At 68.7% G+C, this 24,286-nt stretch carries 20 protein-coding genes, 1 tRNA gene and 1 pseudogene; 13 read left to right on the top strand and 9 right to left on the bottom strand.

Annotation, left to right across the window (positions count from 1 at the left end; genetic code table 11):
* Positions 1 to 145: 145 nt before the first annotated feature.
* Together ACQ86G_RS00415 and ACQ86G_RS00410 are read left to right on the top strand one after the other, a co-directional pair.
* Entirely contained in the window at positions 146 to 1,525 is a 1,380-nt protein-coding gene (locus ACQ86G_RS00415) for a lyase family protein (protein WP_431258816.1), read from the top strand.
* 573 nt (positions 1,526 to 2,098) lie between these two features.
* Positions 2,099 to 2,746 carry an N-acyl amino acid synthase FeeM domain-containing protein gene (locus tag ACQ86G_RS00410; RefSeq protein ID WP_431258815.1) on the top strand — a complete coding sequence of 216 codons (648 nt, stop codon included), beginning with the start codon at positions 2,099 to 2,101 and terminating at the stop codon, positions 2,744 to 2,746.
* A gap of 69 nt (positions 2,747 to 2,815) precedes the next feature.
* On the opposite strand, the gene egtD is transcribed toward ACQ86G_RS00410, so the two are convergent.
* Together egtD and egtB are read right to left on the bottom strand one after the other, a co-directional pair.
* A complete protein-coding gene (egtD, locus tag ACQ86G_RS00405) occupies positions 2,816 to 3,730 on the bottom strand; it encodes an L-histidine N(alpha)-methyltransferase (RefSeq protein WP_431258814.1) in 915 nt (304 codons plus the stop codon).
* Positions 3,727 to 5,022: an ergothioneine biosynthesis protein EgtB gene (gene egtB, locus ACQ86G_RS00400; RefSeq protein ID WP_431258813.1), complete on the bottom strand. Its 1,296-nt coding sequence runs from the start codon at positions 5,020 to 5,022 to the stop codon at positions 3,727 to 3,729. Before egtB ends, egtD begins: the two co-directional genes overlap by 4 nt.
* A gap of 256 nt (positions 5,023 to 5,278) precedes the next feature.
* On the opposite strand from egtB, the gene ACQ86G_RS00395 reads away from it, so the two are divergent.
* Positions 5,279 to 6,202 carry a helix-turn-helix domain-containing protein gene (locus tag ACQ86G_RS00395; protein WP_431258812.1) on the top strand — a complete coding sequence of 308 codons (924 nt, stop codon included), beginning with the start codon at positions 5,279 to 5,281 and terminating at the stop codon, positions 6,200 to 6,202.
* Here the strand turns inward: ACQ86G_RS00395 and ACQ86G_RS00390 are convergent.
* A complete protein-coding gene (locus tag ACQ86G_RS00390) occupies positions 6,174 to 6,563 on the bottom strand; it encodes a VanZ family protein (protein WP_431258811.1) in 390 nt (129 codons plus the stop codon). The genes ACQ86G_RS00395 and ACQ86G_RS00390 overlap by 29 nt on opposite strands.
* Positions 6,564 to 6,648: 85 nt before the next feature.
* On the bottom strand, positions 6,649 to 7,434 hold the full coding sequence (locus ACQ86G_RS00385; RefSeq protein ID WP_431258810.1) for a siderophore-interacting protein: 786 nt from the start codon (positions 7,432 to 7,434) through the stop codon (positions 6,649 to 6,651).
* Positions 7,435 to 7,492: 58 nt separating this feature from the next.
* Here ACQ86G_RS00385 and ACQ86G_RS00380 point away from each other — a divergent pair, with 58 nt between their 5' ends.
* The 6 genes from ACQ86G_RS00380 to ACQ86G_RS00355 all read left to right on the top strand — a co-directional run bounded on the left by ACQ86G_RS00380 (position 7,493) and on the right by ACQ86G_RS00355 (position 12,636).
* A complete protein-coding gene (locus ACQ86G_RS00380; RefSeq protein WP_431258809.1) occupies positions 7,493 to 7,948 on the top strand; it encodes a MarR family winged helix-turn-helix transcriptional regulator in 456 nt (151 codons plus the stop codon).
* A 95-nt stretch (positions 7,949 to 8,043) separates the two neighbouring features.
* Positions 8,044 to 8,119 (top strand) — tRNA-Thr (locus ACQ86G_RS00375).
* Between the two features lie 185 nt (positions 8,120 to 8,304).
* Positions 8,305 to 9,153 (top strand): hypothetical protein, encoded by an 849-nt coding sequence (locus ACQ86G_RS00370; RefSeq protein WP_431258808.1) that lies wholly within the window; start codon positions 8,305 to 8,307, stop codon positions 9,151 to 9,153.
* Complete coding sequence (locus ACQ86G_RS00365; protein WP_431258807.1) at positions 9,125 to 10,513, top strand: alanine racemase; 1,389 nt, start codon at positions 9,125 to 9,127, stop codon at positions 10,511 to 10,513. Before ACQ86G_RS00370 ends, ACQ86G_RS00365 begins: the two co-directional genes overlap by 29 nt.
* Positions 10,514 to 10,565: 52 nt before the next feature.
* Positions 10,566 to 11,258 (top strand): serine aminopeptidase domain-containing protein, encoded by a 693-nt coding sequence (locus ACQ86G_RS00360; protein ID WP_431261540.1) that lies wholly within the window; start codon positions 10,566 to 10,568, stop codon positions 11,256 to 11,258.
* Positions 11,251 to 12,636, top strand: a complete 1,386-nt coding sequence (locus ACQ86G_RS00355) for a DUF2130 domain-containing protein (RefSeq protein ID WP_431258806.1) — start codon at positions 11,251 to 11,253, stop codon at positions 12,634 to 12,636. Before ACQ86G_RS00360 ends, ACQ86G_RS00355 begins: the two co-directional genes overlap by 8 nt.
* A 102-nt stretch (positions 12,637 to 12,738) precedes the next feature.
* On the opposite strand, the gene ACQ86G_RS00350 is transcribed toward ACQ86G_RS00355, so the two are convergent.
* The 3 genes and pseudogenes from ACQ86G_RS00350 to prfB all read right to left on the bottom strand — a co-directional run bounded on the left by ACQ86G_RS00350 (position 12,739) and on the right by prfB (position 17,757).
* Positions 12,739 to 13,758: a class 1 fructose-bisphosphatase gene (locus tag ACQ86G_RS00350; RefSeq protein WP_067283841.1), complete on the bottom strand. Its 1,020-nt coding sequence runs from the start codon at positions 13,756 to 13,758 to the stop codon at positions 12,739 to 12,741.
* Positions 13,759 to 13,903: 145 nt separating this feature from the next.
* A pseudogene (gene pepN, locus ACQ86G_RS00345) lies at positions 13,904 to 16,578 on the bottom strand (aminopeptidase N); the annotation flags it as partial.
* A 74-nt stretch (positions 16,579 to 16,652) separates the two neighbouring features.
* Positions 16,653 to 17,757, bottom strand: a protein-coding gene (gene prfB / locus ACQ86G_RS00340) for a peptide chain release factor 2 (RefSeq protein WP_431258805.1) whose coding sequence is annotated in 2 segments (ribosomal slippage) — positions 16,653 to 17,675 and positions 17,677 to 17,757 — 1,104 coding nt in all. Because the reading frame shifts where the segments join, the coding sequence is not laid out codon by codon here.
* A 99-nt stretch (positions 17,758 to 17,856) separates the two neighbouring features.
* On the opposite strand from prfB, the gene ACQ86G_RS00335 reads away from it, so the two are divergent.
* Entirely contained in the window at positions 17,857 to 18,258 is a 402-nt protein-coding gene (locus ACQ86G_RS00335) for a DUF4212 domain-containing protein (protein ID WP_431258804.1), read from the top strand.
* 257 nt (positions 18,259 to 18,515) lie between these two features.
* Here ACQ86G_RS00335 and ACQ86G_RS00330 read toward each other — a convergent pair whose 3' ends face one another.
* Positions 18,516 to 19,376, bottom strand: coding sequence for a plasmid replication/partition related protein (locus tag ACQ86G_RS00330; protein WP_431258803.1), 861 nt, complete (start codon positions 19,374 to 19,376; stop codon positions 18,516 to 18,518).
* Positions 19,377 to 19,600: 224 nt separating this feature from the next.
* On the opposite strand from ACQ86G_RS00330, the gene ACQ86G_RS00325 reads away from it, so the two are divergent.
* Positions 19,601 to 20,092, top strand: coding sequence for an acyl-CoA thioesterase (locus tag ACQ86G_RS00325; RefSeq protein WP_431258802.1), 492 nt, complete (start codon positions 19,601 to 19,603; stop codon positions 20,090 to 20,092).
* On the opposite strand, the gene ACQ86G_RS00320 is transcribed toward ACQ86G_RS00325, so the two are convergent.
* Positions 20,075 to 21,922 (bottom strand): CocE/NonD family hydrolase, encoded by a 1,848-nt coding sequence (locus ACQ86G_RS00320; protein WP_431258801.1) that lies wholly within the window; start codon positions 21,920 to 21,922, stop codon positions 20,075 to 20,077. The genes ACQ86G_RS00325 and ACQ86G_RS00320 overlap by 18 nt on opposite strands.
* Positions 21,923 to 22,126: 204 nt before the next feature.
* Between ACQ86G_RS00320 and ACQ86G_RS00315 the strand changes: the two genes are divergently transcribed.
* Positions 22,127 to 22,903: an AraC family transcriptional regulator gene (locus ACQ86G_RS00315; protein ID WP_431258800.1), complete on the top strand. Its 777-nt coding sequence runs from the start codon at positions 22,127 to 22,129 to the stop codon at positions 22,901 to 22,903.
* Between the two features lie 132 nt (positions 22,904 to 23,035).
* Positions 23,036 to 24,271 (top strand): MFS transporter, encoded by a 1,236-nt coding sequence (locus ACQ86G_RS00310; protein WP_431258799.1) that lies wholly within the window; start codon positions 23,036 to 23,038, stop codon positions 24,269 to 24,271.
* Positions 24,272 to 24,286 lie beyond the last annotated feature (15 nt).

Below are 24,286 nucleotides of genomic sequence, written 5' to 3'. Positions count from 1 at the left end.
CGACCCTCGCCCGAGGGGCCCCTCGACGACCCCGTCGAAGGGGCCGGTCGGGCGATCACCGGCTGAGACAAACCCCAAGCGGGTTTGCTTGAGTACGGCGTACACGGGAGCCTCGATAGCATCGGAAGTCCTTAAAGGACGTTGGATGCTGTTCGAGGCTTTTTTGTCGTCCACCGCGATGGAATCGGTGTTCTCGCCGACCGCGGTGGTCCAGGCGATGATGGATGTGGAGGCCGCGCTCGCCCGCGCGGCGGCCCGCGTGGGCCTGATCCCGGCGCCGGCGGCGCAGGCGATCGCGAGCCTGTGCCGCGCCGAGCTCTACGACGTGCCGGCCTTGATCGCCGCCGCGCCGCACAGCGGCAACCTGGCGCTGCCGGTCGTGCAGCGCCTGCGCGAGACGGTCGCGCTGTTCGACCCTGCCGCCGCGGTCTACGTGCATCGCGGCGCCTCGGCACAGGACCTCATCGACACCGCGATGGTGCTGCGCACGCGCGAGGCGCTGCGCCTGCTCGACGACGACCTGCAGCAGCTCTGCGGGCAGTTGCTGGATCTGGCCGAGCGCCACGTCGCCGTGCCGATGCTGGGCCGCACGATGATGCAGCCCGCGCAGGTGATCAGCCTGCGCTTCAAGCTCATGAACTGGTTGATGCCGCTGCTGCGCAGCGCCGAGCGCCTGCGCGAGCAGGGCCAGGCGTCGCTGCTGCTGCAGCTGGGCGGCGCGGTCGGCACGCTGGACGCGATGGGCGACCGCGCGGACGACATGCAGGCCGCCGTCGCCGCGGAACTCTCGCTCCCCCGACCGGACATGTGCTGGCACACGCAGCGCGACCGCTGGCTGCGGCTGGGATTGGAGGTCGGCCTGCTCTGCGGCAACCTCGGCAAGCTGGCGCAGGATTTCGCGCTGATGGCCCAGGCCGAGGTCGACGAGCTCCACGAACCGCCCGGCGAGGGCTACGGCGCCTGCCTGTCGATGCCGCACAAGAAGAACCCGGTCGCGGCGCTGCAGGCGATGGCGGCGGTGCAGCGCGCGCCGCAGCGGGTGGCCGGGCTGATGAGCTGCATGACGCCGGAGCACGAACGCGGGCTGGGCCAGCACCAGGCCGAACTGGCCGAATGGAGCGGATTGATGGGTGGCGCGCATGCGGCGGTACAGGCCCTCAACCGCGCACTGGCTGAACCGGTCATCCGGACCGACCGGATGCGGGCGCATGTGCTCGAGCGTCAGGGGTTGGTGGCCAGCGAGCGCCTCGAGCACCTGCTGATGCCGCGGCTGGGCCGTCAGCGAACCGGCGCGATGATCCGCGACCTGATCCACCGGGTACGGCAGGGGGAAGGCTCGCTGGAGCAGCTGCTGCGTACGGCGGTCGATGTCGGTGATCTCCCGGCGATGGCAATTTCGGACAGCGAACTTTCGGCCATGTTCGACCTGAATGCCATCGCTGCCCAGGCCGACGGCCGTGTCGACGCCTTGATGGCCGAGGCGCGCCAGCGCCTCGACGCGCTCGCCGCGCGACCGTGTGCGTGAGCGGTTCGTGACCGGTTTCACGACTGGCGTCAGGACGCAACGCGATACGAACTTCCTGGTCGCTCAGCGGTCGAATCGCGTGCGAAGCGACAAATATCCCCAGATGCCGTACGGCTTTCCGCAAAAAGTGGAGCCTGGTGTCCCATGAATTCGTTATCTGAACGAAAAGCATCTGGTTACACATGCAACAAACGGGCGGCCGGGAAGCGCGCCAAACCCGGGCGGCGGATTCGATGAATACGCACGTGGACGAGACCCGACCCCGCTGTCCGCTGCCGTGCCCGCTATGTAACTGAATTCCCTCAAATGCGGGGTTTCAGCCTGGCAAGGGATTGACCCCCGTAAGAACCCGGGACAGACCCGTAAGACGAGGGTCGCATTTGTTAACTATCGTAGCGGCCTGCAGTAATTACTTTGAGTGGGCCATAGACTCGCCCTTGATAACCAAGCAGTCTGGAGTTGGGAATGAGCGACGAATCTCGCATGTCGAACATTGAATTGGAAGCGCCCGCAAGCCCCTTGCAGGCGCTGCAGTCCATTGGTTCGGGGATGTCGTTCGTCCGCTCCGACTCCGTGGAGCTCGTTTCCCGCGATACGGAGTTCGGCCGCATCGAGATCCGTGCGCTGATGGAAGGCACCGGTCATGCGCTGTTGGAGCGCCGGTACGCGTCACGGGGTTACAGGCTGAGCCGTTCCGCGGACGTGACCTTGGGTGCCTATTGGGAAGGTCGCCTGGTGGCGACGCTCGGGCTGCGCCGCGACGGCGGCAACCTCGCCGCGGATCAGAGCTTCCCGGGCGAGATGACCGGCATGCGTCAGCAGGGCTGGCAATTGTGCGAGTTCACGCGACTGGCCGCCGACCCGGAGGGCCCGTCCAAGCTGGTGCTGGCCAGCCTGTTCCATCTGGCCTACCTGCATGCCGCCCATCATTGGGGCGCAGAGTTCCTGGTGATCGAAGTCAATCCTCGCCACACCGCGTTCTACCGCCGGATGCTGGACTTCCAACCGCACGGCGAACAGCGCATGCATCGCAGCGTCGGCGCGCCGGCGGTGCTGATGAGCCTGTCGCTGAACTATGTCGAGGGCAAGGTCCGCAAGCACGGCGGCAGCCTGAACGACGACGAGAACCGCTCCCGCACCCTGTACCCGTATGCCTTCTCCCCGAAGGATGAGCCCACGCTGCTGAGCAAGCTCGCGGACGTTTACGGCTACGACGCCTGACCGGGCGTCGCGCCTGAACGCAGGCGCCTCCGATCCCCGAAGGGATCGCCTCCCGACGGTCTTTCCTCCTCAGGCTTCCAGCCAATGCAGGCTGAACCAGCGCTGCTCGTCCGTCCAGTGCGCTGACGGCTTGAAGCCGGCTTCCCGCGCGAGCGCCTGGAAGCTCTCCACGCTGTACTTGTAGGAGTTCTCCGTGTGCAGGCTTTCGCCTGGCACCAGCGTGTAGCGCCGGCCCTGCAGTTGCAGGTGCTGCTCGCCGCGCGGCAGCAGATGCATCTCGATGCGGTGCTGGCGCGGGTCGTAGAACGCGTAATGGTCGAAGCCGCTGGGGTCGCACTCCAGCTTCAGCTCCCGTTGCGCATGACGCAGCAGGTTCAGGTTGAAGCGAGCCGTCACGCCTTGCGCGTCGTTGTACGCCGCATGCAGCCGGGCCGGATCCTTGATCAGGTCCACGCCGATCAGCAGCGCCCCGCCGTCGAGTTCCTCGCGCAGCAGACGCAGGAATCCAAGCGCCTCGTCCGGGTTGAAGTTGCCGATGCTGGAGCCCGGGAAGAAGCCGACCCGCCGTCCGTCCGTCGGCGCATCGGGCAGCACATGCATGCGGGTGAAGTCCGCCACCACCGGGAGGATGCGCAGCGCGGGCTGCTCGCGTTGCAGCGCGTCGCAGGCGGCCAGCAGGTGCGGGCCGGAGATGTCCACGGGAACGAAGCTGTGCAGGTCCTCGGTGCGTTCCAGCAGCAGGCGCACCTTCACGAGCGCGCCGGCGCCGTACTCGATCAACTGCGCGCCCGGGCCCATGCGGGCGGCGAACTCGTCGGCGTGCCGTTTCAGCAGCGCCAGCTCCGTGCGCGTCGGGTAGTACTCGGGCAGTACGCAGATCTGTTCGAAGAGGGCCGAGCCCTGGGCGTCGTAGAAGTACTTGGGCGAGATCGCGTGCTCGGGGCCGGCGAGCGCCGCGTGAAGGTCCTCGGCGAAACTGCTCATGCGTGGGTCTCCGTGCGCGGGCGCGCATCGCGGGCCAGTCTCAGCCCGGTGAACTGCCAGCGGGCGGCCGGCGGGAAGAAGTTGCGGTAGGTCGGGCGTGTGTGACCGGGCGGCGTCGCGAGACTGCCGCCGCGCAGCACCAGCTGGCCGACCATGAACTTGCCGTTGTATTCGGAGGCTGCGCCGTCCAGCGGGCGGAACCCGGGATACGGGTGATAGGCCGAGCGGGTCCACTGCCAGGCTTGATCGTCGAGTTGTGCCATGCCGGGCAAGGCCGAGGCGGCTTCCCATTCCGGCTCGCTCGGCAGCCGCGCGCCGGCCCATTCCGCGAAGGCGGTGGCCTCGTAGAAGCTGAGTTGCATCACCGGGGCGGCCGGGTCCATCGGACGCAGCCCGTGCAGGCCGAACACCGACCAGCGCGAGCCGGCGCTGGCCGTGTCCCCGCCGCCGTCGCTGTCGTCGTTGTTCTCGCTGTTGTCGACCCAATACAGCGGCGCCTTCCAGCCCTGCTGCTGAACCATGGCCCAGCCGTCGGACAGCCACCAGCGCGGCTCGCGGTAGCCGCCGTCGTCGATGAAGCGCTGGAACTCGCCGCAGGTCACGAGGCGGCTCGCGATCTCGAAGGGCTCCAGCCAGACACGGTGGCGCGGGCCTTCGTTGTCGAAGGCAAAACCTGTCGCCGCGGCATCTGCCGCGCGCGCGTCATGGCCGATCTCGACGAGACCGCCGTCGTGGCGCAGCCATTCGCTCGAGCCGCCCGCGATCGGGGCCGGCGGCGCATCGATCAGCGCCGGCCGCCACGGATGACAGGACAGCAGATGCAGCACATCCGTCAGCAGCAGCTCCTGATGCTGCTGCTCGTGATTCAGGCCGAGTTCCAGCGTCGGGGCGATCTCGTGCCACACCGCGTCGGTGCAGCGCGCGATCAGCTGCTGGATGTGCGTGTCGACATGGCGGCGGTAGGCACGCACCTCGCCCAGCGAGGGGCGCGTCAGCAGGCCGCGCTGCGGGCGCGGATGGCGTGGGCCGAGGCCCTCGTAATACGAGTTGAAGAGGAAGTGGAAGGACTCGTCCAGCGGCCGGTAGTCCGGCAGGTGCGGGCGCAACAGCAGCGCCTCGAAGAACCAGCTCGTGTGGGCCTGGTGCCACTTGGCCGGACTCGCGTCCGGCATCGACTGCGCGGCCTGGTCCTCGGCGGACAGCGGCTCGGCCAGCGTCAGCGTGTGGCGCCGGACCGCTTCGAAACGGCGCGCGAGATCGCGCCGCGGCAGCGGCAGATCGTGATCCGACATGCAAGCAACTCCTGCGGCCCCGGGGGAGGAAGGGCCGGACGACAACGGTAGCCGATTTGCCGTGTCCACGCCCGGCGCGGGCCGCTCGGCGGACGCAGGCGGGACGGCTCAACTGCCACCCGATGTCAGGTAGGGCAAGTCGGGTACCCGCCGCCCGCCGCGGGAAGCCTCGAGCCGCGACGGCGGCGATTCATCGGGGCGTCACGCCGCGCGGGCAGGCTCACGGCGACCCGGCTCAACGCCACTGCCCATGCCCATGATGCCGCCCTCGACGTCCCCGTCTCTGTCGCCGCCGACGCTGCCTTCGACCGCCGCACCCGCCCTGTCGTCGGCGACCGGGCCCGTCGTCCCGCCGCCCGTGCTTCCGGCGGTGACCGCGGCGATGCCGTTGTACGGCGGGATCGACGGGGACGGGTTGCCCTTGTCCTGGCTGCAGGACCATGTGCTGTCGGAGCGTCTGCTGGAGGCGCTGTGGAGTGCGCGCCAGCCCGCGACCCCGGCGCAATTCTTCGTGTGGAGCCAGAGCCGCCTGCAGCCCTTGCTGCCGCACCGGCTGATGGTCTGCGTCGGCGACCAGCCGCCCTCGCCGCGGCTGGCGGCGCAGCTCTTCCACCTGAAGCCCATCGGCGACGGCCTGCACACGCAGCTCGAATCGGCCGACCACGGCCTGTGGCTGCACCTGATCCGGCGCTGGGGAGACGGTCGGCGGCCGCTGCACATCGACCTGACGCGGGAGTCCGAGCTGGCGTTGTTCCAGCCGCTGCTGGAGGCGGGCCTGCGCGAGCTGGCGCTGCACGGCGTCGCTGCCGACGGCGAGCGGCCGCAGAGCCTGTTCCTGTTCGCGGGGGAGGGCTGGCAGGACGATCACCTGCGCCGCCTGGAGCTCCTGACGCCGGCGCTGCACGCGGCCTGGCGGCGCGCGCGGCTGCAACCGCGGGGTCAGGCCTTGCCGCGACGCGCGGGCTCGCTGGTGACGCCGCGCGAGCAGCAGATCGTCGAGGGACTGCGCGCGGGCCTGAGCAACGAGGGGATCGCGATCCAGCTGGGCATCAGCATGTTCACGGTCAAGAACCACGTGCGCAAGATCCTGCGCAAGCTGGGTGCGAACAACCGCGCGCAGGCGGTGGCGATTGCGATGTCGCGCCGGGAACTCAGCGAGCCGGAGTCGCCCGCGGCGTGAAGAGGCGCAGCGCCAGCGCGTGCACGGCGACGCCGATGACGGCGCCGATCATGTCGGCAAGCACGTCCTGTGCGTCCGCGTCGCGACCGGGGATCTGCGACTGGACCAGTTCGATCGCCACGCCGTAGGCCAGCAGCATCGCCAGCACGATCCAGCGGCGGCGCGGGCCGGCGGCCAGGCACTGCATGCCGATGAAGGCCAGTGTGCCGAAGGCGGTGAAGTGGTTCGCCTTGTCCCAGCCGAGGTCGGCCGCGGGCGGCGGATGGGGCGAGAACGCCAGCCAGCTCGCACCGGCCACCACCGCCAGGAAGAGGAAGCGCCAGGCGTTGCGCCAGCGCGGGTCATGCAGGGCTTCAGACATGCGGGTCAGTGTGCCACGCACGTGTGAAGCGAAAGTGAGGAGGCGCCCACACGCCCACACGCGCCGCCGCCTCCTCCGTCGCCGGTCACTCCAGGTGCTCGTGATGATGGCTGGCGCCGCGCTTCCAGTAGGCCGAGGCGCGGACCGCATGGCGGTCGTGGCCCTTCTCGTCGACGAGGATGCGGCGCACGGCGGCCATCGCCGCGGCCTCGCCGGCGCACCAGGCGTAGCCCTCGCCGGACGGCAGGATCAGCGCGCGCGTGGCGGCCAGCAACGCGTCGTCGCCGTCGACCCAGTGCAGGTCGAGGCCGGCCGGCGTGCCGAAGTCGCGGCGGTCGCTCTCCGGCACGTTGAGCAGCGCGATGACGCGCGTGCCGGCGGGCAGTTCCTCGAGGCGGCGCGCGACGGCGGGCAGGGCGGTCTCGTCGCCAACCAGCAGGTGCCAGGCGAAGTCCGTCGGGATGATGAAGGAGCCGCGCGGCCCGCCGACGGTCAGCGTGTCGCCCGGTTGAGCCTGTGCGGCCCAGGCCGCGGCGGGGCCGTCGCCGTGCTGCGCGAATTCGATGACGAGCTCGCGGGTCGCGTTGTCGAAGCGGCGCGGCGTGTAGTCGCGCATGACCGGGGCGCCGTCGGCATCGGGTTCGAAGATCAGCTTCACGTGGTCGTCGAAGGAGGCGCTGATGAAGTCGACGAGCGAGTCGCCGGTCAGCGTCACGCGGCGGAAGTTCGGTGTGACGTCGTCGACGCCGGTCACGGTCAGTTCGCGGCGCTTGAGCTCGTGGCGCACGCGCTGGACGCGGCTCGCGGCTGGCTCGGCGGGTGCGGCGGAGGGGCTGGGGAGGTTCGGGGTGTTCAGGGTGTCGGGCTTCATTGCGGTGCGCTTCGATATCGTTGACAATGTCATCCATCTTGCGACGGAACGATTGACAATGTCAACTAACACCACTGGCCGAAGGGGCAAGGACGACGACGTCCTGGAGCTGGTGCATTCGGTGATGCATCGCTACCGCGCGTTGCAGTACCGTTTCCTGCGCGACGGTCCGCAGGACATCACGCACATGGAAGGCAAGGTGCTGTTCTTCTTCGAGCGGCATCCGCAGGCCACGCAGAGCGATCTCGCATCGCACAGCGGCCGGGACAAGGCGCAGCTGGCGCGGCTGATCAAGACGCTGCGCGACAAGGGCCTGCTGGAGGCGAAGACCGACGAGGTCGATCGTCGCCAGGTGCGGTTGAGCGTCAGCGAGGCGGGCCTGACGGTGCAGCGCGAACTGAAGCGGCAGGCGAAGCAGGTGTCGGTGCAGGCGCTGGCCGGGTTGAGCACGGAGGAGCAGGTGCAGCTCGCCGCGCTGCTGAAGCGCGTGCAGGCGAATCTGGGCGAGGAGTGAATCGACCGCGGCGTTGTCTGTGTGCGACGAGGGCGCGGAAATTGTCGGCGTCGAAAATCTGCGCTATAGTCGCAGACTCTGTTGTTCGCGACAGCGCCGATGTAGCTCAGTTGGTAGAGCAGCGCATTCGTAATGCGAAGGTCGGGAGTTCGACTCTCTTCATCGGCACCAATCCAGAAAAGCCGCTTGGGTTCTCCCAGGCGGCTTTTTCTTTGGCCTTCTTCTTCTGGCCCTTTTCCTTCGGCCTGTTTCTTTTCGGGGACAGGTCTCCTCAGCCTTGTGGATGCCCGCCGGCCGGGTCACTTCCTAGCATCCGCCGTTGCGCATGTCGCGCGTCGCGATCAAGGGGGAGTGAGATGAAACGAGCATTGGGCGTCGCGCTGTTGAGCGCGGCCGCGGTCATGTCGGCGCACGGCGCCGCCGTGGTGAACGGCAACTTCGAAGGCGGAACGCTGAACGGGTGGTACGCCACCGGAGCCAACGTCAACGGCTCCTCGACCGCCATCGTCAACGCCGGCAACGGCTATCCGGCACTGGCTGGCAACAACTCGGCGCTCATCGTCGCGATGTCGACGTGGCCGTTGAACCAGAACGTGACCTGCGCGTCCGACATCTGGAACGTCGCCTGTCCACTGCCGGTGCCGTTCAGCCCGTCCGGCGCGGGCGCCCCGAGCTTCTTCTCGCAGAACGTCGCGGGGCGTTACCTGCGCGGCGGCTTCATCGCGCAGGACGTGACGGTCGCGGCCGGCGACACGCTGGAGTGGGTCTCGCAACGGTTGGGTGAAGTGGCCTCCGGCAACGTGGGCTTCCCCGGCAACGTCGACAACGCCTTCTTCGTGGCCTACAACGGCAGCACGGAAGCCGTGGTCGACCTGCGCGGCAACGTCTCGTCCTACACGTTCGGGCAGGGCGGGTTGTGGTCGATCTTCTTCGGCGTCCAGCAGACGGAGGATCCCTATGTCTGGAGCGCGCTGAAGGTCGACTCGATCGCGTTCCGCGCGGCCGAGGTGCCGGAGCCGAACTCGTTGGCGCTGGCCTTTGCCGCCGGGGGCTGCTGTTCTGGCAGCGCCGCCGGCAGCGTTCGTCGCGTTGAGCGCCGAACGCCCGACCATCCCCTGACGATTGGCGGGCGCGTCGCGCCACGGGCGCGCGCGGTCGGTGGCAACATGGCACGCCATGAGCCCACACGACCAAGACCCCGATGATCGGCCCGGCCACGCGCCGGTGACGCTCACGCTCGCCGCCCTCGAGACCGAGCCGCTGCCCGGCACGCTCAAGGGCCTGCCCGCGATCGCCGAGGGCGTGCCGCTGGGCGGGCTCGGCGCGTTGGGGTTGTCGCTGCTGGCGGGCGACCTGCCGCTCCCCGCGGCGATCCTCAAGGACTCGGCGCTGACCCACAACGCGCGCTGGATGCGCGAGTTCACGGCGCGCGCCGGCGTGAGCCTCGCGCCGCACGGGAAGACGACGATGTCGCCGCAGCTGTTCCAGCGCCAGTTCGACGAAGGCGCCTGGGGCATGACGGCGGCGACGGCGGCGCATGTGCGCACCTACCGGCGCTTCGGCGTGCCGCGCGTGCTGCTCGCGAATCAGCTGATCGGCAAGGCGGATCTGGAGCTCGTGTTCCGCGAGTTGGAAGCCTCCCCGGACTTTGACTTCTATCTGCTGGTCGACTCCGCCGCAGGCCTGGATCTGCTGCGCCGTGCCGCCGAGGAGCGCGGATTGAAGCGACCGCTTCAAGTGCTGCTGGAAGTCGGTACGCCGGGCGGGCGCACCGGCGTCCGGACGACGGAGGAGGGGGCCACGCTGGGTCGCCTCATCCGCGATGCCGCGCCGACGATCGTGCTGCGCGGCGTGGAGGCGTTCGAGGGCGTCTACAGCGGCGACGACACGGCGCGCGTGGAACTCGGCGCGCTGACGATGATCGAGACGGTGGCGGAGCTGACGCGACTGGGCTGCGCCGAAGGCTGGTTCGCCGCGGACGAGGTGCTGCTGACGGCGGGCGGCTCGGCGTTCTTCGACATGGCGGCGAAGACGCTGGCGTCGGTCGAGGCCGCGGGCACCGGACACGCGCTGCGCGTGGTGCTGCGCAGCGGCTGCTACCTCAGCCACGACAGCCTGCAGTACGAGCGCATGCAGGACCGCATGCGACAGCGCGCCGGCGCGCTGTGGGGCGAAGGCCCCGGACTGCGCAACGCGATCGAGGTCTGGGCCTATGTGCAGTCGGTGCCTGAACCCGGCCGCGCGATCTGCACGGCCGGCCGCCGCGATCTCAGCTACGACGCCTGCCTGCCGCAACCGCTGTGGTGGTACCGGCCGAGCCTGCATGACGCACCGCGGGCGACGCCGGCCCACTGGGCCGTCACGAAGCTCAACGACCAGCACGCCTATGTCGATGCCGGCGGGGCGAGCGGCACCGGTTCCGACGGCGGCGCGCTGCTGCTGCAGGTCGGCGACCTGATCGCCTTCGGCGTCGGCCACCCCTGCACGACCTTCGACAAGTGGCCACTGCTCTACACGGTGGACGACACCTATCGCGTCATCGGCGGTGTGCGGACGTTCTTCTGAACTCCTTTCGATGTGCGCCTGAAGTGGCTCTGAATCGATGACTGCGCTCGTGATGCTGCCCGGCATGGACGGGACCGGCGATCTGTTCGAGCCGTTCCTGAGCGCGCTGCCGTCGACCTTGCGACCGGTGGTCGTGCGCTATCCGGCGGACCGCTGGCTCGACGACGACGAGGTCCTCGCGCAGGCGCGCCGCGCGCTGCCTGACGACGAGCCGTTCATCCTGCTCGGAGAGTCGTTCTCGGGACCGATCGCGTTGAAGCTGGCGGCCGAACATCCGCTCGGCCTTCGCGGCGTCGTGCTGGCCGCGTCGTTCGCGCGATATCCGAATCGCGCACTGGCGTTGCTCAAGCCGATGGCAACCTGGGTGCCGATGCACCTGCTCCCGAAGGGTGCGATGAGCGTGCCGCTGCTGGGCGGCTTCGCGACCGCCACGCGGCAGGAGGCGCTGCATCGCGCGGTGGGTCGCGTGGCGCCCGCCGTGATGGCGCGTCGAGCGCGGCAGGTGCTGTCCTTCGACGCGACCGCGGAGGCGTCACGCGTCGCCGTGACCATCCTCTGCCTGCGGGCGTCGCGGGACCGCATTGTCGCTGCGGGAGCGGCCACTGAGATCGCCGCCCGGAACCCGCGATGCACCATCGTTGATATCGACGCGCCGCATATGCTGTTGCAATGCGCGCCCGCCGCTGCGGCCCAAGCCATCGGCGACGTCTTTGAAGAACAAGAGAAGGGGAGCCCCCATGCATGACATCATCTGCCCACACTGCGGCAAGGCTTTCAAGATCGACGAGGCGGGTTACGCCGACATCCTCAAGCAGGTGCGCGACACCGACTTCGAGAAGCAGTTGCACGAGCGGCTGGCGCTGGCCGAGCAGGACAAGCGCAATGCCGTCGAACTTGCGCAGGCGAAGACCGCCGGCGAGCTGCAGAAGGCCGCTGCCCTCAAGGACGGCGAGATCCAGGAACTGAAGGCCCGGCTCGATGCCGGCGAGGTGCAGCGCAAGCTCGCGGTGAGCGAGGCGCTCGCCGCGTTGGAGAAGCAGGCGCAGCAGTCCGCCGCGGCCAAGGACGCGGAGATCCAGAGCCTGAAGGCCAAGCTCGACGCGGCCGGCGTGACGCAGCAACTGGCGATGTCGCAGGCCGTCGGCGCGGTGGAGAAGGAACGCGACCAGCTGCGCAGCGGGCTCGAGCGCGCCGAACTCGAGAAGCAGCTCGCCGAGAAGTCGCTCAAGGACAAGTACGAGACGCAGATCAAGGACCGCGACGACGCCATCGAGCGCCTGCGCGACATGAAGGCGCGGCTGTCGACCAAGATGGTCGGCGAGACCCTCGAACTGCATTGCGAAACCGAGTTCAACCGCATCCGCGCCACCGCGTTCCCGCGCGCCTACTTCGAGAAGGACAACGACGCGCGCTCGGGCAGCAAGGGCGACTACATCTTCCGCGACGCCGATGAGTCCGGCACCGAGATCGTCTCGATCATGTTCGAGATGAAGAACGAGAACGACCGCACCGCGACGAAGAACCGCAACGAGGACTTCCTCAAGGAGCTCGACAAGGATCGCGTCGAGAAGGGTTGCGAGTACGCGGTGCTGGTCTCGCTGCTGGAGCCCGAAAGCGAGCTCTACAACACCGGCATCGTCGACGTGTTCCACCGCTATCCGAAGATGTATGTGGTGCGGCCGCAGTTCTTCCTGCCCATCATCACGCTGCTGCGCAACGCGGCGATGAATTCGCTCAAGTACAAGTCGGAGCTCGCGCTGGTCAAGGCGCAGAACATCGACATCACCCACTTCGAAACCCAGCTCGAGAGCTTCAAGTCGGCGTTCGGCAAGAACTACGAGCTGGCGTCGCGGCGCTTCCAGACCGCGATCGACGAGATCGACAAGTCCATCGACCACCTGCAGAAGACCAAGGAAGCGCTGCTCGGCACCGATCGCAACCTGCGCCTGGCCAACGACAAGGCCCAGGACGTGACGATCAAGAAGCTGACCAAGGGCAATCCCACGATGGCCGGCAAGTTCGCCGAGCTCAAGGGCAACGACCACGCCGCAGCCAACAAGCCCGCGGCGGACGAGCCTGCCGCCGACAACCGCGGCAACGACGACGACGGCCAGTTGTTCTGAGGCTGCCGGAACGCACGAAGGCCGCTCATCGAGCGGCCTTCGTTGATGGATGCGCCGGATCCGGCGCGTGCCGGATCGCGGCGTCAGGTCACCTCCGAGAGGTCACTTGGCCTTGTCGGCCTCCAGGTGGTACTGCGTGACCCGCTCGACCTCGTTCTTCGAGCCCAGCACGACCGAGACGCGCTCGTGCAGCTTGCCCGGCTGCAGGTCCATGATGCGCTGGCGGCCGTTGGTGGCCGCGCCGCCGGCCTGCTCGACCAGGAAGGCCATCGGGTTGGCCTCGTACATCAGGCGCAGCTTGCCGGCCTTGTTCGGCTCACGCTTGTCCCACGGGTACAGGAACACGCCGCCGCGCGTCAGGATGCGGTGCACGTCCGCGACCATGGACGCGATCCAGCGCATGTTGAAGTCCTTGCCGCGCGGACCGGTCGTGCCGGCCAGGCACTCGTCGATGTAGCGCTTCACCGGCTCGTCCCAGTGCCGCATGTTGGACATGTTGATCGCGAACTCCTTGGTGTCCGCGGGGATCTTCACGTCGTCGGCGGTCAGCACCCACGAACCCTGCTCGCGGTCCAGCGTGAACATCGCGACGCCGTCGCCCACCGTCAGCACCAGCGTCGTCTGCGGTCCGTAGACGCAGTAGCCCGCCGCCGCCTGCGCGGTGCCGGGCTGGTGGAAGTCCTCCTCGCTGACGCCCTTGCTGCCCTCGACCTTCTTCAGCACCGAGAAGATGGTCCCGATCGACACGTTCACGTCGATGTTGCTCGAGCCGTCCAGCGGATCGAACATCAGCAGGTACTCGCCCTGCGGGAAACGGTTGGGCACCAGGTGGATGCTTTCCATTTCCTCCGAGGCCATCGCCGCCAGGTGGCCGCCCCACTCGTTGGCCTCGATCAGCACCTCGTTGGCGATGATGTCCAGCTTCTTCTGGACCTCGCCCTGCACGTTCTCGGACCCGGCCGTGCCCAGCACGTCGCCCAGCGCGCCCTTGTTGACGCTGATGGCGATGCGCTTGCAGGCCCGCGCGACCACCTCGATCAGCAGCCGCAACTGCTGGGGGATGTGGCCGTGCAGACGTTGCTGCTCGACGAGGTATTGGGTCAGGCTGACGCGTTGACTCATGAAACGACTCCGATGGTTGCAAATCTCGTGCGCCGCGGAACGGCCCGGCGCACGGACCGCTCCGGGCGCGGAATCAGGGCTGTGCCGCCGGCTCGCCGGTCGCCGCTCCGGACGTCGACTCCGGCACCGCGGCTTGCGTGTCGGACGCCAACGCGCGCTGGATGATCTCGCGCACGTCGTTGGACAGGTCCGGCTTGGCGGCGACGCGGGCGATGGCCTCGCGGGCGGCGCTGCGGTACGGCTGGGCCAGTGCGGTCCAGCGGTCCATCACGCGCGCCAGACGACCAGCGACCTGCGGGTTGATCGCGTCCAGCGCCAGCACCTGCTCCGCCCAGAAGACGTAGCCCGCCGCGTCGGCGCGGTGGAAGGCGGCCGGATTGAACATCGCCAGCGAGAAGATCAGGCTGCGCGCGCGGTTCGGGTTCTTCAGCGTGAAGTCGACGTGCTTCATCAGCTGCTTGACCTTCGCGAAGGTCTTGCCGTCGCGCTCGGCCGCGCGGCCCTGCAGCGCGAACCACTTGTCGATGACCAGCGCCTCGCCCTTGAACTGGACGTGGAAGCGCGCCAGCGCGCTGTCGGCCAGTTCCGCGTGCGCGTTCACGAGCGCGGACAGCGCGCCCATGCGGTCGGTCATGTTGGTGGCGTCCTTGAAGCGCTGGTACGCGCGGCCCGGCCACACGCCGTCGCCGCCGCGGGTCGCGTTCAACACCAGCATCGCCAGCGACAGGTTCACCAGCGCGCGCTTGCCGCTCTGCACCGGATCCGGGTTGTAGCCGGTGGTCACCTGGTGCGCGTCGAAGGCCCAGGCCCAGTCGGCCTGCAGCGCCGAGGCCAGCTGCGTCTGCGCCGCTTCGACGGCGGCGTGGATGGCCTGCGGGTCGACGACGTCGAGCTGCTCGGCGATGTAGGCCTCGTCGGGCAGTTGCAGCGCCAGCGCCTTGAAGGCCGGATCCAATTCCGGATGACGCAGCACGGCGCGCATCGCGTCGACGTAGGCGGCGTCCAGCACCAGCGGCTGGCCGGAGCGCACCGCGCCGAGGATGCGGTTCAGGGCCAGGCGCTGGCTGGCTTCCCAGCGGTTGAAGGCGTCGCTGTCGTGCTTGAGCAGCACCAGCAGCTCGGCGTCGCCCAGGCCGTCGTCCAGCACCACCGGCGCGGAGAAGCCGCGCAGCAGCGAGGGCACCGGCTCGGATGGCACGTTGACGAAGACGAAGGACTGCTCGGCCTGGTCCAGCACCAGCACGCGCTCGGTGTCGGTGGCGCCGGCGGCGCCGTCTTCACCTTGCTGCATCAGCGGCAGCGACTGGCCGTCGCGCGACAGCAGGCCCAGCGAGACCGGGATGACCTGCGGCAGCTTGGCCGCCTGGCCTTGCGCGGCCGCGCTCGATTGCGTCAGCGTCAGCGTCCAGGTCTGCGCGGCGGCGTCGTACACGCCGCGGGCCTGCAGACGCGGCGTGCCGGCCTGCGCGTACCAGCGCTTGAACGCGTCCAGGCGCGTCGTCAGCGGCGAGCCCGTGTTCGCGTCCGCAATCGCCTGCGCGAAGTCGTCGCAGGTCACGGCCTGGCCGTCATGGCGCTCGAAGTAGAGCGCCATGCCCTTGGCGAAACCGTCGCGGCCGACCAGCGTCTGGTACATCCGGACGACTTCCGCGCCCTTCTCGTAGACGGTGGCGGTGTAGAAGTTGTTGATCTCGACGTACTCGTCGGGACGGACCGAATGGGCCATCGCGCCGGCGTCTTCGGGGAACTGGCGGGCGCGCAGCGCGCGCACGTCCTCGATGCGGCAGACCGCGCGCGCGCTCGGCGTGGCGGCCATGTCCTGGCTGAATTCCTGGTCGCGGAAGACGGTCAGGCCTTCCTTGAGCGACAGCTGGAACCAGTCGCGGCAGGTGACGCGGTTGCCGGTCCAGTTGTGGAAATACTCGTGCGCGACGATGGACTCGATGCGGGCGAAGTCCGCGTCGGTCGCGGTGGCGGGGAGGCCAGCAGCGCCGAGGTGTTGAAGATGTTCAACCCCTTGTTCTCCATCGCGCCCATGTTGAAGTCGGACACGCCGACGACCATGAAACGCTCCAGATCCAGCGGCAGGTTGAAGCGCGCCTCGTCCCACACGACGGAGGCGATCAGCGAGTTCATCGCATGCTCGGTCTTCTCCAGGTCGCCCTGGCGGACGTAGACCTGCAGCAGATGGTCCTTGCCGCCGCGGGTGCGGATGCGCTGCTCGCGTGCGACCAGGTCGCCGGCGACCATCGCGAAGAGGTAGCTGGGCTTGGGGAAGGGGTCGCGCCACTTCGCCAGGTGGCGGCCGTTGTCCAGCGTGGCCGACTCGACCAGGTTGCCGTTGGACAGCAGCACCGGGAATCTGGCCTTGTCGGCGCGCATCGTCACCGTGTAGACCGCCATCACGTCGGGGCGGTCCAGGAAGTAGGTGATGCGGCGGAAGCCTTCGGCCTCGCACTGCGTGAAGAAGCTGCCGCCGGAGGTGTAGAGGCCCGACAGCGTCGTGTTCTTGTCGGGGCAGCAGGTGTTGCGGATCTCGAGCGTGAAGTCCGCGTCGGGCACGTTGTCGATGATCAGCTCATGGCCTTCCTGGCGGAAGGACACGCTCTCGCCGTCGATCAGCACGCGCAGCAGGTTCAGCTCTTCGCCATGCAGGCGCAGGGGGCCGTGAGGCACCGCGGCATTGCGTTCCAGGCGCATCTTGCTGGCGACCAGCGTCTTCATCGGATCGAGGTCGAAGCACAGGTCGACGGTGCGGATCCAGAAGATCGGCGCGACGTAATCGGCGCGGCGGATCAGGGTGGCAGTGCCTTCACGCATGGCGGGCTTCCTTGTAGGAATGAAGAAGCCCCGGGCCGGGGATCGAGCGCCGGGGCATTTGTCTCGGAGTCTTCTTAGACGCCTTGTTTCAACGAGGCGGTGATGAATGCGTCGAGGTCGCCGTCCAGCACCTTCTGGGTGTTGGAGATCTCGACGTTGGTGCGCAGGTCCTTGATGCGGCTCTGGTCCAGCACGTACGAGCGGATCTGGTGGCCCCAGCCCACGTCGGTCTTGCTGTCCTCGAGCTTCTGCTGCTCGGCCATGCGCTTCTTCATCTCATGGTCGTACAGGCGCGAGCGCAGGCGCTTCCAGGCGACGTCGCGGTTGCTGTGCTGGCTGCGGCCGTCCTGGCACTGGACGACGATGCCGGTCGGGATGTGCGTCAGGCGCACCGCCGAGTCGGTCTTGTTGATGTGCTGACCGCCGGCGCCGGACGCGCGGTAGGTGTCGGTGCGGACGTCCGACGGGTTGATGTCGATCTCGATCGAATCGTCCACTTCCGGATACACGAACAGCGAGGCGAAGCTGGCGTGGCGGCCGCCCGAGGAGTCGAACGGGCTCTTGCGCACCAGGCGGTGCACGCCGGACTCGGAGCGCAGCAGGCCGAAGGCGTACTCGCCTTCCACCTTGATGGTGGCGCTCTTGATGCCGGCGATCTCGTCGTCGGTCTGCTCTTCGACGTCGGCCTTGAAGCCCTTGCGCTCGCAGTACTTCAGATACTGGCGCAGCAGCATGCCGGCCCAGTCGCAGGCCTCGGTACCGCCGGCGCCGGCCTGGATGTCGATGAAGCAGTTCAGCGGGTCGGCCGGGTTGTTGAACATCCGGCGGAACTCGAGCTCCTCGACCTTCTCCGCCAGCTTGACGGACTCGGCCTCGATGGTCTGGATGCCGGCGACGTCGTTGTCGTCCTTGGACATCTCGAACAGCTCGAGGTTGTCGGTGATGTTGGACGTCAGGTGGTTGATCGTCTCGACGACCTGTTCCAGCGTGCGCTTTTCCTTGCCGAGCTCCTGGGCCCGCTTGGGGTCGTTCCAGACGTTGGGGTTCTCCAGGGCGGCGTTGACTTCATTCAACCGCAGCGCTTTGCGGTCGTAGTCAAAGGTACCCCCTTAGCGCGTCGGTACGCGCTTGCAGATCGGTCAGCGTGTTGCCGATCGCATTGATGTGTTCGATTTCCATGATTCGCTCGAAGCGTTCGTAGGGTGGAGCCCCCGACAGGGGGACCCGAAGCCGGGTATTTTCTCATGCTGAGGCGAACGGGCTCCCTAAGATGCCGGGATGCGTCCGAAACCGCCTGTCCCCGATGCGGGTTACCGCTCCGGAACGCCCGGAGTTCCCTCCGTCGGCACCCCCTCCGGCATGTTCCGCGCCCGGCGCCGCTGGGTGCGCCGCGGGAACTGGCGCCTGACGCTGATGCTGCTCGTCGTGTGGGCGCTCGTGACCTTCGGCGTCGCGTATTTCGCGCGGGTGCTCAGCTTCGACTTCTTCGGCTGGCCGTTCAGCTTCTGGGTGGGATCCCAGGGGGCGCTGATCGTCTACGTGGCGATCGTGGTCATCTATGCGACCGTCATGAACCGCCGGGAAGCGGAGGCGGGGGTGCAAGACCCGGCACCGTATTTCGACGAGATGGAGTCGAAACGCCCGGAGAAGGAGCGCGCCGGGCCGATCACGGGGTTCTGAGGGGCCGCCTACCTGCCTCGGCCTGGGCGTTGGCCGCCGAGGTATGGGGCCCCCGCGGCAAGCGCGGAAACCCCACACCTCACCGTCCCCGACCACTGCCGTCCTTCCACGGATTTGCTACCGAGGACTCTCACGATGTCTCGTGCGGGGGCTCGGTTCGAGGCGGCGGAAGCCGGGGTGGGGTCGACGATTTGTGGAGCCTGCGAGACGTATGAGGAGACCCCACCCCGGCTTCTGCCGACGGCGGGGTCAAAGGCTCAGAACGGCGACGCGTCCTGCTTCGCGGCGGCAAGCTGCGCCTGCAGCTCCGCGACTTGCGCGCGCAGCTTGACGTTCTCGTCCTGCAGCGCGCCGACCTGAGCGCGCAGCAGGGCGACTGCCGGATCGGCTTCGAGCTCACCGTCCTCGTTCGTCGGCACGTCCAGCAGGGCGACCGCCACTTCGGAGACCGCGTCGCCCGCGGCCTTCTTGCCGACCTTGGACTCGCGCACGCGCTTGGCGGCCTGGCGCAGTTCCTTCTTGCCGCCGGCGGCGGCGGCGGCCTGCTCCTCGGCGGGCAGGTCGGAGATGACGGCAGCGGCGCTGATCGACACCTCGCCCGACCGCACGGCGGCGACGAGCTCGGGGGCGGCGGCCTTCTGGATCTTCTCGATCTGCGTGACGGTCGCGCTGCTGATGCGCGCGGCGCGCGCGATCGCTTCACGGCTCTTCAGCGGCGGGGCGTCGGGCACCGGCGTGGCACTCGCGTCGGCGGCCGGGGCTTCCGGGGCCGGATCGTTGAGCACAGCCAGCCGGCGCGCTTCCATGATCTCCTTCTTGCGCAGGGCGAGCACGCCGCGCTGGAAGTCGGAGACGCTGCGGCGACCCAGGTGCTGGTCGATCATCCACAAGTGGACGTCTTCCATCGACTTGAAGCGGGTGTTCTGGACCGTCTGGAAGGGGATGCCGTGCTTGGTGCAGATGCCGTGACGGTTGTGGCCGTCGACGAGGATGTCCCCCCAGAGCACCAGCGCGTCGCGGCAGCCCTCGGCGAGGATGCTGCGCTCGAGCGCGGCGTGTTCGTCCTCGGTCAGGGGATCGATGTAGGCCTTGAGTTCTTCGGTGACGATGATGTTCATGGGGACGGGCAGCGGACGGCGGGGAGGCGGAGCCGGCAGGGCGGGGCCCTGTCGGCGCGATGTTCGGAATGCTCTGGAATGTGCGGCTGTCGCGCAGGTCGCACGGGCGACGGACGACGCCGGAAAAGGGCGGCATTCTGCCTGCCTCGTGGCGCTACCCTGTCGCTCCCCGAGCAGCAGCGTCGGAAATCCCACGGAACCCACCCCCAGATGAGCGCCCCCCGATGAGCGAAGCGATCCAGGACCCCGTCGATCCGCTGTCCAGCGGCTGGGACCACCCGTCCCCCCACCGGCTGGCCGTGAGCCCCCAACCGGCGGACATCGATGGCCTGAACCACACCAACAACGCGGTCTACGTGAAGTGGTGCGAGCAGGTGGCGTGGTCGCACTCGGTGGCGCTGGGGCTGGACCTGGAGGACTACCGCCGGCTGGACCGCGCGATGGCGATCCGCCACGGCGGCTACGACTACCTGCTGCCGTCCTTCGAAGGCGAGGCGCTAGTGCTGGGCACCTGGCTGACGTCCGGCGACGGCAAGCTCGCGATGGAACGCCGCTTCCAACTGCGCCGGGCGAGCGACGGCCAGACGCTGATGCGCGGTCGCTGGGACCTGGTCTGCATCGAGATCAGCGGCGGCCGTCCGAAGCGGATGCCGCCGGAGTTCGTCGCGGCGTATCAGGCGGCGGTGGTGGCCGGTCCGTCATCGGACGGCGTCTGAGCCGCCGACGATCGGCAGCAGCAGGGCGCTGGCCTTCGCGCCGCCCCGGTGGATCTGCTGCGTCGCCGGCCGGTAGTCCTGTGGCGCGGCGTTGAAGATGTTGCCGACGTAGGTCTGCGGGTTGCGGTCGTACACCGGGAAGAGGCTGGACTGCACCTGCACCATGATCCGGTGGCCGGGCAGGAACACGTGGTTGACGTTCGGCAGCGCGAAGCGGTAGTGCTCCGCCTGGCCCGGCGTCAGCGGCGCCGGCGTCGCGAAGCCGTGGACGTAGCGACCGCGGAAGATCTCGATGCCGATGGGCAGTTCATAACCGGCCATCGTCGGCTTGGCGCCCTGGTCCGCGCCTTCCGGCGCCTCGTCCGGATAGACGTCGATCAGCTTCACGACCCAGTCGCTGTCGGTGCCGGACGTCGCCGCGAAGAGGCTGACCTCCGGCGCGCCCATGATCTGGACGGACTGGCGCAGCGGGGCGGTGCGGTAGGACAGGACGTCGGGGCGATCCGAGACGAAGCGCTGGTCCTGCACGAGCCAGGTCCGCCATTGCGGGGTCGATGCCTTGAGGCGCACCGGACGTGCGACGAAGGGGATGGGGCGGGCGGGATCCGAGACGTAGTCGTCGTGACCCTCGCGCTCGGGCCGATCGAAGCTCGCGGTGAACTGCCCGTCGAGGAACAGCGGCGTCAGCCGGCCCACCGGCCACCGGTCCGAGGCCTGCCACCGATGGATGCCCGTCGCGTAGCTCAGCACGGGCGGCGTCCGCGGGCCGTCGACGCCCTTGAGATGCCGGTCGAGGAAGGGTTTCATCGTCTCCGTCCGGAACTGCAGCGCCGTGTCGCCGGCGAAGGTCAACGGCCCGAGGTCGTGGCCGTAGTGGTTGACGCCCGAATGGCGCCACGGGCCGATGACGAGCGACACCATGTCGTGGCGGACATCCTTCGGTGCGAGCGCGCGGTAGACCGCGGTGGCACCGTAGCTGTCCTCCTGGTCCCACTGCCCGACCACCAGCATCGTGGGCACGGTCAGCGGCCGCAGCGCCAGCCAGCGGTCCACGGCCTGCGACGACCAGAACGCCGTGTAGGCCGGGTTCTCCATCAGCTTGCGGGCATAGGGGAATCGGTCGACGCCCCAGCGACGCGCGAAGTCGCCGCTGGATCCGGCTTCGAGGTAGGCCGTGAAGTCGTCGCCCGTGCCGCGCGCGATGGCGGCGCCGGCGGCCCCTTTCCCGGTGCTCTGCGAGACGACGTAGTCGAGGCTGCCGACGCGGAACGCGCCGTTGTGGAAGTAATCGTCACCGATCCAGGCGTCGACCTGGGGACTCATCGCGACGGCCGCCTTCAGTGCCGGGTGCGGATCGATCTCGGCCATCAGCGTCGTGAAGCCGAGGTAGCTGCTCCCGATCACGCCGACCTTGCCGTTGCTCTCGGGGACATGGCGGACCAGCCAGTCGATGGTGTCGTAGGCGTCGGTGGACTCGTCGACGCCCGAGTCGTTCAGCGGGCCGGCGATCGGCCGCGTCATCACGAAATCGCCCTCCGAGCGATGGGTCCCGCGGATGTCCTGCAGCACGCGGATGTAGCCGTCGTCGACGAACTCGATGTCGGCGACCGGCACGAGATCCGCGAGGCGCTGGCTCGGCAGCCGGTTCGTCGTGGACTTCGCGTCGTAGGGTGTCCTCGACAGCAGCAGCGGCGCGTTCGACGTGCCCTTGCGCATCAGGATCACCGTGAAGAGCCGCGTGCCGTCGCGCATCGGGATCATGACTTCGCGACGCACGTGGTCGGCGTCCGGGCGGACGTGCTCGTAGACATCCACGCCGTCGGGAATCACGGCGCGCGAGCCGATGGTCGCGGCGGTACCCGGCGGGGAGAAGGCCGCCAGGACGGCGCAGAGCGCGCACAGCGCGGGAAGGGTGGTCAGGGGGACGCTGGGGTCGTTGCATGTCGGGATTCCGGGGTGACGAGTCGTGGAAGCAGGCCTGGGCTTCAGCGTAGCGACCGGTCCGTCGTCCGGATATCGATAGGATGACGTCCCATGTCGATCAATCGCCAACTCAGTCCGGCCGTGCGCAAGGCCTTCGCCGTCGCGCACGTCGTCGGGCTGTCGGAGCGGTGGAAACCTGGCGGCCTCGGCTTCCACGCCCACGATCGGCATCAGCTCATCTACGCGTCGGACGGCGTGGTTCACGTCGAGACGCGGACCGCTTCCTGGGTCCTCCCGACGAGCCGGGCGCTGTGGATCGCGGCCGGCGTTCAGCACGCGCTGACAGTGAAGCGGACGGCCGAGATCAAGCTGATGTACGTCAGTCCCGAGGTCCATGCGCTGCCGCCGGGCGCGGAGTGCCTGCTCGTCGAGGTGTCCCCGCTGCTGCGGGAGATCATCCTGAAATGCGCGACGCGGGACCACGGCGACGAGGCGGATGCGGCCCAGGCCCGGTTGGCGGGCGTGCTGCTGGATGAGGCCGTGCCCGCGACGGAGGCGCGCGTCGACGTGCCGCTCCCGAAGGACCGGCGCGCCCGCAAGGTGGCGGATCTGCTCGCGGCCGAGCCGGGGAACCGGGAGTCGGCCGACGTGCTCGCCGGTCGGGTGGGCGCCAGCGCCCGGACGCTGATGCGGGTGTTCGTCGAGGAGACGGGGATGTCCTTCGGCGCGTGGCGTCTGCGCAAGCGGATGCTCGCGGCGATCGAACTGCTGGCCGACGGCGAGACCGTCACCGAGGTGGCGCAGCAGGTCGGTTATGAGTCCACCTCGAGTTTCGTGGCGGCCTTCCACGCGATGTTCGGGACCACGCCGTCCAGATACTTCCGTTAGCGCGCGGCTCCTTTGCGATCCTGTCCGTCGATCGACAGAAGTTGTCATGGCGTCGACGTCGCATCGACGAAGCGCCGGCTACCGTCGACGTTCCCCTTTTCATCCGCGCCCATCCGCGTCACGTCGACCCCCATGCTCATCGACATCGGTCCCCTTCGCCGCAACCCGGCCTTCCGCCTGCTGTTCCTCAGCCAGTTCTTTTCCGCGCTGGGCACCATGGTCAGCTACGTGGCCGTGCCCTGGCAGCTGTACCAGCTGACGGGCTCCAACATGCAGGTCGGGCTGCTGGGCCTGGCGCAACTCGGACCGGTGGTGATCTGCGGGCTGCTGGGAGGCGCGGTGGCGGACCGGGTCGATCGCAAGCGCCTGCTGATCGGGTCCGAGGCCGTGATGGCCTTGTGCGTGTCCGGGCTGCTGCTCAACGCGCACGCGGAGGTGCCGAGCGTCGTGGCGATCTACCTGCTGGTGGCCCTGCTGCAAGGGGCCAGCGGTTTCCATCGTCCCGCGCTGGAGGCGCTGACGCAGAAGGCGGCGCGGCCCGATGAATACGCGGCCGTGGCCGCGCTGTCGTCGTTGAGGGGCACCTTCGGCATGGTGGCGGGTCCCGCCCTCGCCGGCGTGCTGCTGGCGGCGGGCGGCGCCGTGTGGGCCTACGTGTTCGACTGCGCCTCGTTCGTGCTGTCGATGGCCTTGCTGGCACGGTTGCCGCGAGCGCTCGTGGACGATGCGAAGCGCGGGCTGGAGACGCCGCACCTGCTGGCGGATCTGGCGGAAGGCGTGCGCTACGCCCGCAGCAAGCCGGAGCTGCTGGGGACCTACATCGTCGACAACGTCGCCATGGCGTTCGCGTTCCCGGTGGCGCTGTTTCCGGCGATGGCGCAGGCCTACGGCCAGACGGAGTCGGTCGGCTGGCTGCTGTCCTCGATGTCGATCGGCGCGTTGGTCGTTGCCACCTTCAGCGGATGGACCGGGCGGGTGACGCGGCACGGCCGCGCCGTCGTCGTGGCCGCCGCCGTCTGGGCGGCGGGGACGGTGGCGCTGGGATTCGCGCCCGGACTCTGGTGGGCCATGGTCTGCCTGGCGGTCGCGGGCGCCGCCGACATGGTGAGCGGGGTCTTCCGCGGCACGATCTGGAACGAGACGATCCCCAACCACCTGCGCGGCCGGCTGGCCGGCATCGAGATGATCAGCTACCTGGCCGGTCCGCTGATCGGGAATGCGCGCGCCGGCTTCAGCGCGGACGCGATCGGCGTGTTCAGCGCGATCTGGGTCGGCGGAGTGATCTGCGTGGTCGGCGTGGTGGCCACCGGCTTCCTGCTGCCGACGTTCTGGCGCTATCGCGGCGGTCCGGCCCGAGTGGTTGCCTGAGGCCGCGGGCGTCCG

This window comes from Roseateles chitinivorans (assembly GCF_050632145.1).
GTDB classification, from domain to species: domain Bacteria; phylum Pseudomonadota; class Gammaproteobacteria; order Burkholderiales; family Burkholderiaceae_C; genus Roseateles; species Roseateles chitinivorans_B.
Note: the sequence above shows the minus strand (reverse complement) of the source record. Positions and strands in the feature narration are given on the sequence as shown.

Excerpts from the sequence above, each read along its gene's own strand:
- ACQ86G_RS00415 (WP_431258816.1), top strand. The coding sequence starts at position 146 with ATGCTGTTCGAGGCTTTTTTGTCGTCCACCGCGATGGAATCGGTGTTC.
- egtD (WP_431258814.1), bottom strand. The coding sequence starts at position 3,730 with ATGAGCAGTTTCGCCGAGGACCTTCACGCGGCGCTCGCCGGCCCCGAG.
- egtB (WP_431258813.1), bottom strand. The coding sequence starts at position 5,022 with ATGTCGGATCACGATCTGCCGCTGCCGCGGCGCGATCTCGCGCGCCGT.
- ACQ86G_RS00395 (WP_431258812.1), top strand. The coding sequence starts at position 5,279 with ATGATGCCGCCCTCGACGTCCCCGTCTCTGTCGCCGCCGACGCTGCCT.
- ACQ86G_RS00390 (WP_431258811.1), bottom strand. The coding sequence starts at position 6,563 with ATGTCTGAAGCCCTGCATGACCCGCGCTGGCGCAACGCCTGGCGCTTC.
- ACQ86G_RS00385 (WP_431258810.1), bottom strand. The coding sequence starts at position 7,434 with ATGAAGCCCGACACCCTGAACACCCCGAACCTCCCCAGCCCCTCCGCC.
- ACQ86G_RS00380 (WP_431258809.1), top strand. The coding sequence starts at position 7,493 with ATGTCAACTAACACCACTGGCCGAAGGGGCAAGGACGACGACGTCCTG.
- ACQ86G_RS00370 (WP_431258808.1), top strand. The coding sequence starts at position 8,305 with ATGAAACGAGCATTGGGCGTCGCGCTGTTGAGCGCGGCCGCGGTCATG.
- ACQ86G_RS00365 (WP_431258807.1), top strand. The coding sequence starts at position 9,125 with ATGAGCCCACACGACCAAGACCCCGATGATCGGCCCGGCCACGCGCCG.
- ACQ86G_RS00360 (WP_431261540.1), top strand. The coding sequence starts at position 10,566 with ATGCTGCCCGGCATGGACGGGACCGGCGATCTGTTCGAGCCGTTCCTG.
- ACQ86G_RS00355 (WP_431258806.1), top strand. The coding sequence starts at position 11,251 with ATGCATGACATCATCTGCCCACACTGCGGCAAGGCTTTCAAGATCGAC.
- ACQ86G_RS00350 (WP_067283841.1), bottom strand. The coding sequence starts at position 13,758 with ATGAGTCAACGCGTCAGCCTGACCCAATACCTCGTCGAGCAGCAACGT.
- ACQ86G_RS00335 (WP_431258804.1), top strand. The coding sequence starts at position 17,857 with ATGCGTCCGAAACCGCCTGTCCCCGATGCGGGTTACCGCTCCGGAACG.
- ACQ86G_RS00330 (WP_431258803.1), bottom strand. The coding sequence starts at position 19,376 with ATGAACATCATCGTCACCGAAGAACTCAAGGCCTACATCGATCCCCTG.
- ACQ86G_RS00325 (WP_431258802.1), top strand. The coding sequence starts at position 19,601 with ATGAGCGAAGCGATCCAGGACCCCGTCGATCCGCTGTCCAGCGGCTGG.
- ACQ86G_RS00315 (WP_431258800.1), top strand. The coding sequence starts at position 22,127 with ATGTCGATCAATCGCCAACTCAGTCCGGCCGTGCGCAAGGCCTTCGCC.
- ACQ86G_RS00310 (WP_431258799.1), top strand. The coding sequence starts at position 23,036 with ATGCTCATCGACATCGGTCCCCTTCGCCGCAACCCGGCCTTCCGCCTG.